14 protein-coding genes are annotated in these 14,092 nt (G+C 61.2%); 5 read left to right on the top strand and 9 right to left on the bottom strand.

Annotated elements, in window-relative coordinates; genetic code table 11:
• Positions 1–38: 38 nt before the first annotated feature.
• The 8 genes from IMW75_RS15480 to IMW75_RS15445 all read right to left on the bottom strand — a co-directional run bounded on the left by IMW75_RS15480 (position 39) and on the right by IMW75_RS15445 (position 8,305).
• The gene (locus IMW75_RS15480; protein WP_045061087.1) at positions 39–821 is read right to left on the bottom strand and encodes a transporter substrate-binding domain-containing protein; all 783 of its coding nucleotides are present in this window, start codon (positions 819–821) and stop codon (positions 39–41) included.
• Positions 822–1,018: 197 nt separating this feature from the next.
• Entirely contained in the window at positions 1,019–2,707 is a 1,689-nt protein-coding gene (locus IMW75_RS15475; protein ID WP_205893118.1) for an ATP-dependent DNA ligase, read from the bottom strand.
• Complete coding sequence (locus IMW75_RS15470) at positions 2,704–3,738, bottom strand: ligase-associated DNA damage response exonuclease (RefSeq protein ID WP_045061085.1); 1,035 nt, start codon at positions 3,736–3,738, stop codon at positions 2,704–2,706. Before IMW75_RS15470 ends, IMW75_RS15475 begins: the two co-directional genes overlap by 4 nt.
• Before the next feature lie 136 nt (positions 3,739–3,874).
• Entirely contained in the window at positions 3,875–6,325 is a 2,451-nt protein-coding gene (locus tag IMW75_RS15465) for a penicillin acylase family protein (RefSeq protein ID WP_205893117.1), read from the bottom strand.
• A 259-nt stretch (positions 6,326–6,584) separates the two neighbouring features.
• Positions 6,585–6,794, bottom strand: a complete 210-nt coding sequence (locus IMW75_RS15460) for an SEC-C metal-binding domain-containing protein (RefSeq protein ID WP_122837732.1) — start codon at positions 6,792–6,794, stop codon at positions 6,585–6,587.
• Positions 6,795–6,799: 5 nt separating this feature from the next.
• The gene (locus IMW75_RS15455) at positions 6,800–7,285 is read right to left on the bottom strand and encodes an LEA/WHy family protein (RefSeq protein WP_045061082.1); all 486 of its coding nucleotides are present in this window, start codon (positions 7,283–7,285) and stop codon (positions 6,800–6,802) included.
• 41 nt (positions 7,286–7,326) lie between these two features.
• Positions 7,327–7,803 carry a YchJ family protein gene (locus IMW75_RS15450; RefSeq protein ID WP_205893116.1) on the bottom strand — a complete coding sequence of 159 codons (477 nt, stop codon included), beginning with the start codon at positions 7,801–7,803 and terminating at the stop codon, positions 7,327–7,329.
• 4 nt (positions 7,804–7,807) lie between these two features.
• Positions 7,808–8,305: a DUF6231 family protein gene (locus IMW75_RS15445; RefSeq protein ID WP_045061080.1), complete on the bottom strand. Its 498-nt coding sequence runs from the start codon at positions 8,303–8,305 to the stop codon at positions 7,808–7,810.
• A gap of 191 nt (positions 8,306–8,496) precedes the next feature.
• On the opposite strand from IMW75_RS15445, the gene IMW75_RS15440 reads away from it, so the two are divergent.
• From IMW75_RS15440 to IMW75_RS15425, 4 genes are all read left to right on the top strand, one after another.
• Positions 8,497–9,192, top strand: coding sequence for a PA1041 family peptidoglycan-binding anchor lipoprotein (locus IMW75_RS15440; RefSeq protein WP_205893115.1), 696 nt, complete (start codon positions 8,497–8,499; stop codon positions 9,190–9,192).
• 91 nt (positions 9,193–9,283) lie between these two features.
• The gene (locus IMW75_RS15435) at positions 9,284–10,009 is read left to right on the top strand and encodes a PA1041 family peptidoglycan-binding anchor lipoprotein (RefSeq protein WP_205893114.1); all 726 of its coding nucleotides are present in this window, start codon (positions 9,284–9,286) and stop codon (positions 10,007–10,009) included.
• Between the two features lie 149 nt (positions 10,010–10,158).
• Positions 10,159–10,437 (top strand): DUF1145 domain-containing protein, encoded by a 279-nt coding sequence (locus IMW75_RS15430; RefSeq protein WP_205893113.1) that lies wholly within the window; start codon positions 10,159–10,161, stop codon positions 10,435–10,437.
• Positions 10,430–11,188, top strand: coding sequence for a collagen-like triple helix repeat-containing protein (locus tag IMW75_RS15425; protein ID WP_045061076.1), 759 nt, complete (start codon positions 10,430–10,432; stop codon positions 11,186–11,188). The genes IMW75_RS15430 and IMW75_RS15425 overlap by 8 nt, the downstream gene beginning before the upstream one ends.
• Before the next feature lie 107 nt (positions 11,189–11,295).
• Here the strand turns inward: IMW75_RS15425 and IMW75_RS15420 are convergent, their stop codons facing one another.
• Positions 11,296–11,760 carry a CopD family protein gene (locus tag IMW75_RS15420; RefSeq protein ID WP_205893112.1) on the bottom strand — a complete coding sequence of 155 codons (465 nt, stop codon included), beginning with the start codon at positions 11,758–11,760 and terminating at the stop codon, positions 11,296–11,298.
• A gap of 99 nt (positions 11,761–11,859) precedes the next feature.
• Between IMW75_RS15420 and dinG the strand changes: the two genes are divergently transcribed.
• Positions 11,860–14,004, top strand: a complete 2,145-nt coding sequence (gene dinG / locus IMW75_RS15415; protein WP_205893111.1) for an ATP-dependent DNA helicase DinG — start codon at positions 11,860–11,862, stop codon at positions 14,002–14,004.
• Positions 14,005–14,092: the final 88 nt, after the last annotated feature.

Here is a 14,092-nt window from a genome sequence, read left to right as displayed (position 1 = left end):
GATAAAAAAAGCGCCCATCCAGAGATGGGCGCCGGGCATTATTTGCCGCTGTACAGATTCAGATCGCCGAAGTGTTTCTTCTGGATGGTGGCGTAGGTGCCATCGTCGTGTAACGCTTTGATACCTTTATCCAAAAGTGCTTTCAGCTCGGTGTTACCTTTCTTAATGCCCACCGCTGTTTTGGCTGGCAGCAATTCGCTGTCGACCGGCTTGCTGATTTCGTAGCCTGCGCCTTTTGGCGACTTCAGGAAGCCCAGTTCGGCTTGAAGCATGTCCTGGATGGCGCCGTCGAGACGGCCGGAAGTCAGGTCGGAATACACCTGGTCCTGATTCTGGTAAGCCTGGGTTTTAACGCCAGCCTTGTCCAGCACGGCCTTGGCGTAGGCTTCCTGGATAGTGCCTTGCTCGTAGCCAATGGTTTTGCCTTTGAGCGACGCGACGTCTTCGCTCAGGCCCGAGCCTTGCTTGAATACGTAGGCGGTTGGGCCGGAGAACAGCTCGCTGGAGAAGTCGATCACCTTTTCACGGGCCGGGGTCACGGTCATCGACGAAATCACGCCGTCGAATTTGTTGGCCTTGAGGCCTGGAATCATGCCGTCAAAATCACTTTCGACCCACTTGCACTTGACCTTCAACTCGGCGCAAATCGCGTTACCCAGATCGATGTCGAAGCCCACGAGGTTGCCGTCAGCCGCTTTCGACTCGAACGGTGCGTAGGAAGGGTCAACGCCAAAACGCAATTCCTTGTATTCCTTTGCCACCGCGGAGCCGGCAGCCATGCACAACGCCAGTGCAGAAAGGGTCAGCAATGCTTTTTTCATTATTCAATCCCTAAAAACCAATTTGAGCGCTTGTGGCGCGTAAAATTTGTTACTGGATAGCGTAAGACCTGAATAAGGTAGCAATTTCTGAACCATAGTCCCGAACAAGCGTTTTAAAAGGTGCGGTGAGGAACGGTGCGCAGGCGTTTGTGCACGCAAGCGGGCATCACCGTGTGCGCGCACCAGATTGGTTCATCTCAGCCCAGCAGGTCCTGCAACGTGGCCAGGTTGTCCGCCTCATCCACTGACTTGTCCCGACGCCAGCGCAGCATCCGAGGAAACCGCACCGCGATCCCGCTCTTGTGGCGCTTGGACAGGGCGATGCCCTCAAAGCCCAGTTCGAACACCAGGCTCGGTTTCACGCTGCTGACCGGGCCGAATTTCTCCACTGTGGTCTTGCGTACGATGCTGTCGACCTGGCGCATTTCTTCGTCGGTCAAGCCGGAGTACGCCTTGGCGAAAGGCACCAGCGTGCGTTCGGTTGAATTCGCCGGGCCGTCCCACACCGCGAAGGTGTAATCGCTGTACAGGCTGGCGCGCCGACCGTGGCCGCGCTGGGCGTAGATCAGCACTGCATCGACGCTGTAAGGGTCAACTTTCCACTTCCACCACACGCCCATGTCCTTGGTCCGGCCGACGCCATACAGCGAGTCCCGCGCCTTGAGCATCATGCCCTCGACGCCGAGGCTGCGCGAAGCTTCGCGCTGGCGTGCGAGGTCCAGCCAGTCTTCGCCGGTGAGTACCGGCGATTCCAGCAAAACCGGGTTGTTGCAGTCGGCGAGAACCTGCTCCAGCTGGGTCCGCCGCCGGGCCTGAGGCTGGTTGCGCCAATCTTCGCCATTCCATTCCAGCAAGTCGTAGGCAAGTACCACCACCGGAACTTCGTCGAGGATTTTCTTGCCGAGGGTCTTGCGGCCGATGCGCTGTTGCAGCAAAGCGAAAGGCTGGACCGAGGGTGCCGAGGGCGCTTGCGGGTCGAAGGCATCCTCGGTCCCGGCTGGCGCGGCTTTCCAGGCAACGATTTCACCGTCGATCACCGTGCCGTCGGGCAGGCCGTGCACCAGGCTCTCCAGTTCCGGAAAACGCTCGGTCACCAGTTCTTCGCCGCGAGACCAGATCCACAGCCGGCCCTCGCGTTTCACCACCTGTGCACGAATACCATCCCACTTCCATTCGATTTGCCACTGGCTGGCAGGGCCAAGCAGGGCTTCAAAATGGTCCACCGGTTGCGACAGCGCATGGGCCAGGAAAAACGGATAGGGCTGCCCGCCGCGCTGCGCATGTTCGTCGGTTGATTCCGGCGCGATCAGCTTCAGGTAACTGGCGGCGCTCGGGCGGTTGGACAGGTCGGTGTATCCCACCAGGCGCTGGGCCACCCGCTTGCTGTCCAGCCCCGCCATGGATGCCAGGGCGCGTGTCACCAGCAGTTTGGAAACGCCTACGCGAAAACTGCTGGTAATCAGCTTGATGCATAACATCAGGCTGGAGCGGTCAAGTTGCGACCAGAGGGCAGGCAGGGCCAGGGCAAGCGCTTGGGGGGGTTCCCCGCGCAGAGGTAGCAGCTTTTCCTCGATCCAGACCGCAAGGCCAGCATCGGAGCTGTGGCTGGATTCGGGCAGTACCAGCGAAATGGTTTCCGCCAGGTCACCCACCGCCTGGTAACTCTCCTCGAACAGCCAGGGCGACAGACCGGAGTATGCAACTGCCAACTCGCGCAGGACGCGTACCGGGACCAGTTGCCGGGGTCGCCCGCCAGACAGGAAATACACCGCCCACGCCGCATCCTGCGGCGCTGCCTGGGCGAAGTAGTTTTGCATGGCCGCCAGCTTGGCGTTGCTGGAGGTCGTTGCATCGAGTTCGGCATAGAGTTCGGCGAAGGCTTTCATGCGGGGACCTCTGGGCTTTGCGCCTCGGCGCTTGTCGCTTCCTCTTCGTCGTCACCGTATTCAGTGCTGAAGCCCTGGGCATCAAGGCCTTGCTCGCGCAAATGGCGGACGAGGACGGCGACCGAGCCGTGAGTCACCATGACCCGTTCGGCACCGGTCTGCCCAATGGCCCAAAGCAGGCCCGGCCAGTCAGCGTGGTCGGACAGGATAAAACCGCGATCGACGCCGCGCCGGCGCCGGGTCCCGCGCAGGCGCATCCATCCGCTGGCGAAGCCGTCGCTGTAGTCACCGAATCGACGCATCCAGGTGCTGCCACCGGCTGAAGGCGGGGCGATCACCAGGGCCTTGCGCATGACCGGATCGCTTTTTTTTACATCGCCGGCGTAAATCGTCGGCGGAATGTACACGCCGCTTTCGCGGTAGACCCGATTCAGCGGCTCCACCGCGCCGTGGGTCAGGATCGGACCGAGGCTCGCGTCGATGCCATGCAGAATGCGCTGGGCCTTGCCGAAGGAGTAGCAGAACAGCACGCTGGTTTTATCCACGGCAGCGTTGGCCTGCCACCACTGATTGATTTCGGCGAATATCTCGGCCTGGGGTTGCCAGCGATAGATCGGCAGGCCGAACGTCGATTCGGTGATGAAGGTATGGCAGCGCACTGGTTCAAAAGGCGCGCAGGTGCCATCGGGTTCGATCTTGTAATCCCCTGAGGCCACCCAGACTTCGCCACCGTATTCCAGGCGCACCTGGGCCGAGCCGAGCACATGCCCGGCCGGGTGAAAGCTCAAGGTTACGCCGTGGTGCAGCAGCCGTTCGCCATACGCCAGGGTTTGCAGGTTGATGTCCTGGCCCAGGCGTGATCGCAGGATCCCTTCGCCAGGGGCCGCAGCCAGGTAATGTTGATTGCCGGTGCGAGCGTGGTCGCCATGGGCATGGGTAATGACCGAGCGCTCGACTGGACGCCAGGGGTCTATATAGAAATCCCCGGCGGGGCAGTACAGGCCCTCGGGGCGAGCGATAACAAGGTCCATGTGGATGACCAGGCAGGGGGACTTGTTAGCTATGAGGACGGCGTGAGGTCAGAAGTTCTATCGATTTGTGTCGGTGACACATCATGCCCTGTGGGAGCAAAGCTTACTCCCACAGGGCATGATCAACTGGGGAAGACTACTTCCCGGGAGTCAGTGTCAGTCGGGCTTTGCCATACACCTTGTCGAAGTTTTGCGGCTGCATCGGCAGGCTCATGTATTGCCCCTTCAGCCACGGATCGATGCTGTTGAGGTAATTAGGGCTGGCCGGGTTGCCTGATTGTCCGGTGGCGTTCTGGCCCATCAACGGCTCGGCTTGGCCGAAGTCGACGATGAGACGCATGGACGGTGCCAGGGTAGTGTTGAAATCTTCGCCCCAGGCAAACGCGGCGGTATTCAACGTGGTGTGATCACCACCGGCTGCAAGCGGACCGCGGACGGTCTGGCCGCTGGCGTTCTTCCATTCGTAGCGGTGCAGCTTGCCCCATTGCCAGGCCTTGTGATCGGCGCCCAACAAGCGGTCGCCCGCGGTGATTGCAGCTGCCAGGCTGCGGGCCAGGATCACTGCCTTGTCCTCTTTTTGCGGCGTGCGCGTGTCATCCCAGAATGGGCTGTCCTCGCGTCCCAGCAGGTGATCGGCCTGGGCGGCGTAGGAAAGCTTGCCGTTGGCGATGAAGGTTTTCCACGCAGCACTGTCTTGCGGCCCCAACTCATCGAGGAAGATCTGCCGCGTGCTTTCTTGCAGGAACAGCTGGTAGATGGCTGCATCGGCGGAAGTCGGGCTGAGCTTGCCGTCGAACGCCATCAGGCGGGCATAGGCCTCGCGAGCCTTGACCGCGTCGGCCGTCGGCAACGCTTCGATGGCTTGCTTGAGCGGCTGGGCCATTCCCGGCGCCGTGAACATTTTCTTCAGCTTGGGGGCGAAGGTGGTGGTCTGGTCGTATTGCATGGCGATCACGCTGCGCGTGTCGTGCTTGCCGGTGCCGGCGAGTTCAGCCATGCGTTCGCCGCGCTCCGGTGCGGACCAGGAGTTGGACAGCTGCATGCCATAACCATGGGGGATGACCCGCTGGTTGGCGGTGCCGAGCCAGCCCTGGGCGGGGTCTTGATCGTATGGGTGCAGCATCGGGTCGGCGTAACCGTCCCAGTCGTAGCGACCTTCCCAGCCCGGCGAGGGCAACAGGCCTTCGCCTTCGCGCCGGTTCGGATAACGCCCGGTGACCTGCCAGCCGATGTTGCTCGCATCGGCGAACACCAGATTCAGCGCAATCGCGCGGATTTCACGACTGGCATCTGAGGCCTTCTCGACATTCTGCGCCCGGGACAAGTCAAAAAACGCGTCCAGGGTCTTGTCGTCGGTGAAGCTCGGCGCCTGCAGTGCCAGGCCAAAACCGTTGGCCAGGGCGGTTCCCTTGGCACTGTTGAGCAGGGGGCCATGGCGGGTTTCATACACCGCCTCGCGAGTCGGCCGCTGGCCTTTGACGAAGTAGGTCTCGTTACGAACCATGACCGGCTGCCATTTGCCGCCCGCCTCGTAAGTCAGGCCGTTACCCTGGCGCTTGATTTTTTCCAGGAACAGGTCCTGGTTGTCGCCCATGACCGTGGTCATGCTCCACGCCACTTTGCCGTTGAAGCCACCCAGCACCAGCGGCAGGCCGGCGATGGTCACGCCCGAAGCCTGGTATTTCGGCGCGCGAATCTGCACATAGCTGAACAGCGATGGCACGCCGAGCGGGCCATGGCTGTCGCTGGCCAGCAGGCTTTTACCGGTGCGGCTGCGCTGCGGTGCGATTGCCCAGTTATTGGAGGACGTGGCGCCAAGCAAATTCAGGTCGGACAATTGACTGGCGGCTTTGCTGATGTCGACCAGCCCCGGAATCTGCCCGTTGAGCTTGATGCCCTGGAGTTTCTCGGCCTCGGCCACTGGCAGTTTTTCGTCGGGGGCCGAAGGCGTCAGCCAGGGGAGTTTGTCGGTGCTGACGGTCTGCGCCAGCATCAGCGAGGAAATTTCTTCCGGCAGGTTGGCTGACTGACTGAAGTTCAGCAGGCAGAAAATCAGCGCCGAATCTTCCGGTTGCCAGTATTCGGGCTTGTAGCCGGTTGCCATCAGGTCTGCCGGCAACTTGTCGCGGTAGCGGAACAGGTAGGCGTTGACGCCCCGGGCATAGACTTCAAAAAAACGCTTGAGCCGCGGGGAGGACGCCTTGTACAGCTCACCAGCACTTTTCTTCAGGTTGACCGCGCGCATGTAGCGGTCGGCGTCCAGCAAGTCGGCGCCGGACATTTCTGCCAGGCGGCCTTGAGCCAGCAGGCGCAGGGTGACCATTTGCGTGATGCGATCGCTGGCATGCACGTAGCCGAGGGCGAACAGCGCGTCGTGGAAGCTGTTGCTTTCGATCAGCGGCATGCCCATGGCGTTGCGCCGCACCGAGACGTTCTGCGCCAGGCCTTTAAGCGGCTGCACGCCGGTGGTGGGCGGGAGGGTGTCCTGAGTGTTCAGGGTCTGACAACCGGTCAGGCCCAGAACACCGGCCACTGCTGCGGCAACGCCGAACCGGGGAAGAAAATGAGTAAGGGCTGGCGAGGCCATGGCAAAGCTCCTGCGGGGTATTAACGCAATAAAGCCGCTACGTTAGTGAGCAGGAGAGGGGCGCGCAAGCGGGGTGTCAGGTTATTTCTGGATTTGTCTGATTAAGGACGTTCACGGGGCGCGGCGAATCCACCATGGTGGTGGCGACAGCGCAAATTCTGCAGGGGACGGCTTGCTGGCGATCGCCGCGACGCGGTGCGTCGGGTTCGACGCTATCGCGCGCAGGCTCGCCCCCACAGGGTAGCGGTGAACGACCCGATCAGGCGCCGTGGCACTTCTTGAATTTTTTGCCATTGCCGCATGGGCAAGGGTCGTTACGACCGACGTCCTTCAAGGCGTTGCGCACCGGCTCCTGGTGGGCGTGGCCGCAATTCGGGCCGTGGACATGGCCATGGTCGTGATCATGGTGATCGTGTTGATCATGATCGTGATTGCAGTCGGGGCCATGAACATGGGGTTGCTGGGTCATCAGGTTTACTCCGGAATTAAATCGGCGGGGATTATCACGCCATTGCGCGCTATGTGCACGTAGTGAGCGATGAATAAACCCGTTTCCATCTCTCCTTCCAGACGGTACGGGATGGGCTGACCGGGTTTTTTCAGCAATTTCACCAGCCCGCGGATTTTTGGCCACAGATTCGTGCGGATCGGCACCTTGAAATACGCGCTGCGCTTGGGCCCCACGGTAAACCAGTGTTCGTGTTCACCCTCGGTCAGCAGCATGTCACCCAGATGAATACGGTACTCGAGGCCGCGTACCGTCAGGTCGCTGTCGTTTGGGTTGTCCACTCGAAAGTGCAGGAGGAATTTCTGCTCCAGCAATTTGGCGCGGATCACTTCCACCTTCACCAGATGCAGTTGCGGTTCCGGCTCGTCGCTGCTGAACCAGGACGCACAGCCGCCTAGCCCGAGAACGAGGCTCAAGGTCAGCAGGTGGAGGACGATGCGCCGGGTGATCATGATGGTTTTCCCTTGGGCCTGCAGGTGATGCAGGTCATGCCTCAGCTGCCGAAATAGCCCGCACAGCACTTCTTGAATTTCTGGCCGCTGGCACAGGGGCAGGCATCGTTGCGGCCGGCCTTGAGTTGCACGGTCGGATCGATGAAATACCAGTGCCCGGCGTTCTGCACAAATGAGGAGCGCTCGCAATGGCTGTGCTCCCCGGTGCTGTCATGCCAGCGCGCGGTAAAGGTCACGAAAGCATGTTCCGGTTGCCCGCCAAAGACTTCCGAGCTCTCAACCTCAAGACCCAGCCAGGTGCTGTTGGCGCTCCAGTCGCTGATGGACTGGCGATCCAGGCCAGCCCGTTGTGCGGGCAGGGTGGTGGCCACCAGATAGTCGATCAGGCCCAACACATAGGCGCTGTAGCGCGAACGCATCAAGGCCGCGGCGCAAGGGGCCAGGTGGCCTGCGTGATAATGACCGCAGCAAGCATCCAGCAGGGTGCCGCTGCCGCAAGGGCAAATCGATGTACTCATTGCGTTACCACCAATATTTCCCGAAGTTCTCCGGATTGGCCCAGAACCTCGAGTTGAGCCAGTCGGGTACCTGTTTGTAGTCAAGCAGATCATAGGTGAACAACGTCACCACCTGATCGTCGCGCTGGAACCGCTCGCTGGCTTGCAGGGCCAGGGAGAAAAAGTCCGTCTCCTGCCAGCCGCTGGCGTGCAGGTCAGCCAGCACCGCGATACGACTGGCGTTGAGATTGCGGATGCCTCCAAGCAAATTCAGACCGTCGCGTTTGGGCAGGTGTTCCAGGCAATCGACCACCAGCGCCAGGTCGAACCGGCGTGCCGCCAGTTCCGCAGGCAACAGACCCGGTGCGGCGTGGGCCACACAGCTGTCGGGGTGCGCGAGCTTGAAGGCCTCGAGCGCGGGAAACTCACTGGCACCTATCAATAGCAGGCGTGCGGGGGCGTATCGATCAAGCAAGGCGGCCAGCGCCTGTTGCGGCGTGCGCGAAGAAATACCGGCAATCATCAAGGATCCTCAGTCAGCGTCCGCCAAGACTAGCCTGCCCAAAGGTCCGGGCCTAGCGCTCTATTGAGGCAAATGCATCGATCCACGGAGAACGCGAGGCAAATCAGCGTTGGCCTATTGCTGGCGGAGATTAAAACTCCGGTCTTTACTCCCTGAATCGGTTCTAAGCCGATCCTTCAGGAGAAAACTAGATGAGCATAGTTCGGACAGCATTACCCTTGGTTCTGCTAACCAGTGTGTTGACTGGTTGCGCAGGTTTGCAGAAAACCGACTGGCCGACCTGTGCGGCGGTCGGTGGTGTCGTCGGTGCGGGTCTTGGTGCAACCGAGAGCTCGGCGTGGGCAGGCTATGGCGCGCTGTTGATCGGTGGTACGGCAGCGGCCTATTGCTGGGTTCACGGTGATGGCGACGAAGACGGTGATGGCGTGCCGGACAGTCGCGACAAGTGCCCGGGTACGCCTAGAGGCGTGCAGGTCGATGCTGACGGTTGCCCGCCACCGGTGCCAGCACCCGTGGTCGAAGAGGCGGTAGTCGTCAAGGAAGAAGTCATCGTCGTGCGTGATGTGCACTTCCAGTTCGACAAGGCGACGCTCACTCCTTCCGACAAACAAGTGCTCGACAAGATTGCTACTCGCCTGAAACAGGAATCCTCCAGCGCACAACTGACTGTGACCGGTCACACCGACAGTGTGGGCAGCGATGCCTACAACCAGAAACTGTCGGATAAACGCGCACATTCGGTGGTTGAGTACCTGATTTCCAGTGGCGTACCGCGTAGCAGCTTCGTGTCTGTGACCGGTGCAGGCGAGAGTCAGCCAGTGGCCGATAACAAAACGGCAGACGGCCGCGCGATGAACCGTCGCACGGAAATCAAAATCAATCGTTGATGCCCCTCGCACTCCGCGGCTTGTGCAGTCGCGGATGCCGGTCTTTACTCCTGTGTAACCGGTATGGGCCGGTAACACAGGAGCTTTCAACATGAGTGTTCTCACAAGGACCGTCCTACCGGTTCTGCTGCTTGGCAGCCTGCTGACCGGTTGCGCGACCCACAGCGATGGCACTGCCCCCTTGAATCAACGTACCTGGCCAATCTGCAGCCTTATCGGCGGCCTGGTCGGCGGAGGCCTGGGCGCCATTGAAAGTGCCGGCTGGGCGGGAGGTGGCGCAGCGCTTGGCATCCTGACCGGTGGCCTGATCTGCTACTCCCAGGATGGCGATGAAGATGACGACGGTGTATTCGACCGCCGTGATCGTTGCCCGGATACGCCTGCCAATACCCCTGTCGAACACCATGGTTGCCCGCTGCCGCAGTACCCGGCCAGCGTGAAACCAGCCGAACCTGCTCCGACCTCGACTGAAGTGGTGACGCTGAGCGATGCCAATGACGTTCTGTTCGCTTTCAACAAGTCCGACCTGACGCCAGCGGCCCGCAGCGAACTGGATTCACTGATGAGTAAACTGCAGAACGCCGACGTGGTCAGCATCAAGGTCATCGGCCATACCGACAGCGTAGGGTCTGATGCCTACAACCAGGGGCTCTCGGAACGTCGCGCCAGCAGCGTCGCCGATTATCTCCTGAGCCAGGGCCTGGCACCGAACAAACTCACCAGTGAAGGGCGAGGTGAGCGTGAGCCTGTCGCCGATAACGATACAGACGAAGGGGGGGCGAAAAACCGCCGCGTGGAACTGCACATAAACCGCTAATGCCCGAAACAGAGCCGTCCGCCGATGCCAACCAGCGTCCGGGCGGCCCATTCGGCGCCCATCATGAAGAAAATTCGATTGCCCTATGGCTTATCCCGCGCGGAAGCCGTTACTGTGCGCGCAAAGAATAATTCTCATCGGGAGAGCGTATGAAGGTGTTCTGGGGGCTATGGAAGCTGCTGACCCTGTTGTTCTGGGCGGTAGTGGCAGTCAACTGGCTAATGCCGTTCGTCTTCCCGCTGAATTTGCTGGTCCCCGCGACCGGCGGCCTGCTGGCCGTTCTGCATCTTCTGGAGGTGCTGCTGTGCAATCGCAGCCTCAAAGGTCGCGCCCATCCGTGGCGTGATCGCCTGAAGATTGTGTTTTTCGGCGTATACCACCTGCAAACCATTCCGGCTCCGACCGTATCGAAGGCTTTCCATGCGTAATCTCTGTCTGCTCGCCGCATTTATCAGTCCACTGGCTTGCGCCCAGGTAGTGAGCGTCGAAACCAACTCGCTGATGCGCTTGCCCAACACCGCGAGCACGTTGTCCCTGGAACGACTGGAAGTAGCCGACTACGGCACCTTGCTGATTCCCTCGAACGTTACCGAAGTCACGGTGGGCGAACTGCATTTGGGGCGCGAAGCGCGGATCGCCATTGTGCCCAGCGAGCAGGCGCTCGACCTGAAGGTCAGTCGTGCCGAGTTGTCCGAGGGCAGCCAGATCACGGCCCGCGGTGCGCCGGGTACCTACCTCAAGGCAGCCCGGTCGGGGCGCAACCTCAACTTGCAGATCAAGGCGTTGAATGCCCCGCAGTTGGCGGTGGACGCCCGTGGTGGGGCGGGGGCGCCAGGGTTCGTCGGGCTTGATGGCGCCAACGGCCAGGCACCGGGGTGCACCTGGGGCCAGGCTGGTCGCGGGGCGGACGGCAGTAATGGCAGCGACGGTCAGGCTGGTGCGCCCGGTGCGCTGGTCAGGCTGGAAGTGCCGCGCGATTATCCGGTCGAGCAGATCAAGGTCGAGGTGGCCGGCGGTGCGGGTGGTCTCGCGGGCCCCGGTGGCAAGCCAGGTGCGGGCGGCAAATCCAAAGGCTGCATTGTTTATCGCGCCGATGGCGGCAAGGCCGGTCGTCCGGGTGTCGATGGTCAACCTGGGCCTGCAGGGGCCGCGGGTTCGGTGACTGTGCAGCGGTTGTAGGATTGTTGTGATCCTGTGATGGTCATCGCGAGCACGCTTTGCTCCCACAGGGTTGATGAAAACCTGTGGAAGCAAGGCTTGCCCGCGATGGCGTCCGCCCTGCTGACTCAGAACATCGGTCGAGCCGCCGCAATTGCAACCAGCAGCAACCCGACCAGCAGATTGATCCCCACCAGTCGGCGAATCCTTCCCAAAATCCCGGCGCCAGCCGGCCAGTCCTGCGCCGCCACGGCCGTGCGCAGCTCGGGCAACATCAGCGCCTGGATGCGAATAAACAGCGCCGTCATCACCACATACAACCCCATCATCACCTGCACATAACGCGGCGCGCTTTCAAAACCGGCATATTGCAGATGAATCATGCCCACGCCGCTGATCGGCAACACCACTACCGCGACCCAGACCCAGCGGAAAAAAACGCTGAACACCTCGACCCACAGTTTCAGCCGGGCAGGGCCTTCCAGCGCCTTCATGGCCGCCGGGCGCAAGACCATCCAGGCGAAAAACATGCCGCCGACCCATACCAGGGCCGACAGGACATGAAGGCTGTAAACGATGGCAAAAAGTGTCATTTGGGTACTCCGTTCTGCGCGGGATTAATTAGCGGGGTATGATAGCGGCCGAACCGAACCACTGAAAATTTATCCAGCGTTTTTTGCGCCCGACTATCCATGATCAGCACCGAACTCAAAACCACGATCCAGGGCGCCTACTCGCGTTTTCTCGAGGCCAAGAGCCTCAAGCCGCGCTACGGCCAACGCCTGATGATCGCCGAAATTGCCAAAGTCCTCGGGGATATCGACACCGACGACGAGGGCCGGCGCAGTGGCGACCCTGCGATTGTCGCAGTGGAAGCCGGCACCGGTACCGGTAAAACCGTGGCCTACAGCCTGGCGGCGATACCGACGGCCAAGGCCGCCGGCAAGCGCCTGGTGATTGCCACGGCGACCGTGGCGCTGCAAGAGCAGATCGTCTACAAGGACCTGCCCGACCTGATGCGCAACAGCGGGCTGAATTTCAGCTTCGCCCTGGCCAAGGGCCGGGGGCGCTATATGTGCCTGTCCAAGCTCGACATGCTGTTGCAGGAAGGCCACGCGCAAACGGCTACGGCGCAATTGTTCGAAGAGGAAGGCTTTCGCATCGAGGTCGACGAAGCCAGCCAGAAGCTGTTCACCAGCATGATCGAGAAGCTCGCCGGCAATAAGTGGGATGGCGATCGGGACAGCTGGTCCACCGCCCTAGAAGATGCCGACTGGGCCCGCCTCACGACCGATCACAGCCAGTGCACCAACCGCCATTGCCCCAACTTCGGCCAGTGCGCCTTCTACAAGGCCCGCGAAGGCATGGGCAAGGTCGACGTCATCGTCACCAACCACGACATGGTGCTGGCCGATCTGGCACTGGGGGGCGGTGCCGTCCTGCCGGACCCTCGCGACACCATCTACGTTTTCGACGAAGGTCACCACCTGCCAGACAAGGCGATTGGTCACTTCGCCCATTACACGCGTCTGCGCTCCACGGCCGACTGGCTGGAGACTACCGCCAAGAACCTCACCAAATTACTCGCCCAGCACCCGCTGCCAGGCGACCTGGGCAAGCTGATCGAGCAGGTGCCGGAACTCGCGCGGGAAATCAAGACCCAGCAGCAGTTCATGTTTACCGCCTGTGAACAGGTGGCCGATTTCAAGCCGGGCGAAGACGTCGAAGGTCGTGAGCGACCACGGCATCGCTTTGTCGGCGGAGTGATTCCCGAGCACATGCGGGAAATGGGCATCGAGCTGAAGAAGGGCTTCGCCCGCCTGAATGACGTGTTCACCCGTCTCACCGAATTGTTGAAGGAAGGCATGGACGGCGAAGTCAACATTGGCATCGCCAGCAACCAGGCCGAAGAGTGGTACCCGCTGTTCGGTAGCCTCCTGTCCCGCTGTACGGGCAACTGGGAACTGTGGACCGCGTTCACCGTCGAGGACCCTGAAGACAACCCGCCGATGGCGCGGTGGCTGACCCTGGCCGAAAGCGGCTCGCTGTTCGACATCGAGGTCAACGCCAGCCCGATCCTGGCGGCGGAAATGCTCCGACGCAACCTCTGGAATGTGGCTTACGGTGCCCTGGTGACCTCGGCGACACTGACCGCCCTGGGCACCTTCGACCGTTTTCGCATGCGTGCCGGGCTGCCGAAAAAAGCCGTGACGGCGGTGGTCCCCAGCCCGTTCCATCATGCCGACGCCGGCGTGCTGCGGGTTCCCGACCTGAAAGCCGATCCACGGGACGCGCCAGCGCATACTGCGGCGATCATTCGCGACCTGCCGCAGTTGGTGGAAGGTTCGCGCGGCACCCTCGTCCTGTTTTCTTCGCGCAAGCAAATGCAGGACGTGTTCGACGGGCTTGATCGCGACTGGCGCAAGCAGGTGTTTATCCAGGGCAACCTTTCCAAGCAGGAAACCCTGAACAAGCACAAGGCGCGGGTTGATGGCGGGGATTCGAGCGTGCTGTTCGGTCTCGCAAGTTTTGCCGAAGGCGTGGACTTGCCCGGAGCCTACTGCGAACACGTGGTGATCGCCAAGATTCCATTCTCGGTGCCCGACGACCCGGTTGAAGCGGCCCTGGCGGAATGGATCGAGGCCCGTGGCGGTAATCCGTTCATGGAAATCTCGGTGCCGGACGCCTCGCTCAAACTGGTCCAGGCCTGCGGGCGGTTGCTGCGAACCGAAGAGGATCGCGGCACCATCACCTTGCTCGATCGACGTCTGGTTACCCAGCGTTACGGCAAGGCCATTCTCAATGCGTTGCCGCCATTCCGTCGTGAAATTTCCTGAGGCACCGGTGGGCAATTTCGCCCGCCGCGTTGTCTATCTCTCTGCCATCGATATTCCACTGGCCCATTTTGGTCGTTAGGGAGAACTT

This window comes from Pseudomonas gregormendelii (assembly GCF_017114825.1).
GTDB classification, from domain to species: Bacteria; Pseudomonadota; Gammaproteobacteria; order Pseudomonadales; family Pseudomonadaceae; genus Aquipseudomonas; species Aquipseudomonas gregormendelii.
The sequence above is the reverse complement of the archived record's forward strand: the minus strand, read 5'-3'. Positions and strand labels throughout refer to the sequence as shown.

Bases quoted from the DNA above. Each gene is read 5' to 3' on its own strand.
- IMW75_RS15480 (WP_045061087.1), bottom strand. From the start codon at position 821: ATGAAAAAAGCATTGCTGACCCTTTCTGCACTGGCGTTGTGCATGGCT.
- IMW75_RS15475 (WP_205893118.1), bottom strand. From the start codon at position 2,707: ATGAAAGCCTTCGCCGAACTCTATGCCGAACTCGATGCAACGACCTCC.
- IMW75_RS15470 (WP_045061085.1), bottom strand. From the start codon at position 3,738: ATGGACCTTGTTATCGCTCGCCCCGAGGGCCTGTACTGCCCCGCCGGG.
- IMW75_RS15465 (WP_205893117.1), bottom strand. From the start codon at position 6,325: ATGGCCTCGCCAGCCCTTACTCATTTTCTTCCCCGGTTCGGCGTTGCC.
- IMW75_RS15460 (WP_122837732.1), bottom strand. From the start codon at position 6,794: ATGACCCAGCAACCCCATGTTCATGGCCCCGACTGCAATCACGATCAT.
- IMW75_RS15455 (WP_045061082.1), bottom strand. From the start codon at position 7,285: ATGATCACCCGGCGCATCGTCCTCCACCTGCTGACCTTGAGCCTCGTT.
- IMW75_RS15450 (WP_205893116.1), bottom strand. From the start codon at position 7,803: ATGAGTACATCGATTTGCCCTTGCGGCAGCGGCACCCTGCTGGATGCT.
- IMW75_RS15445 (WP_045061080.1), bottom strand. From the start codon at position 8,305: ATGATTGCCGGTATTTCTTCGCGCACGCCGCAACAGGCGCTGGCCGCC.
- IMW75_RS15440 (WP_205893115.1), top strand. From the start codon at position 8,497: ATGAGCATAGTTCGGACAGCATTACCCTTGGTTCTGCTAACCAGTGTG.
- IMW75_RS15435 (WP_205893114.1), top strand. From the start codon at position 9,284: ATGAGTGTTCTCACAAGGACCGTCCTACCGGTTCTGCTGCTTGGCAGC.
- IMW75_RS15430 (WP_205893113.1), top strand. From the start codon at position 10,159: ATGAAGGTGTTCTGGGGGCTATGGAAGCTGCTGACCCTGTTGTTCTGG.
- IMW75_RS15425 (WP_045061076.1), top strand. From the start codon at position 10,430: ATGCGTAATCTCTGTCTGCTCGCCGCATTTATCAGTCCACTGGCTTGC.
- IMW75_RS15420 (WP_205893112.1), bottom strand. From the start codon at position 11,760: ATGACACTTTTTGCCATCGTTTACAGCCTTCATGTCCTGTCGGCCCTG.
- dinG (WP_205893111.1), top strand. From the start codon at position 11,860: ATGATCAGCACCGAACTCAAAACCACGATCCAGGGCGCCTACTCGCGT.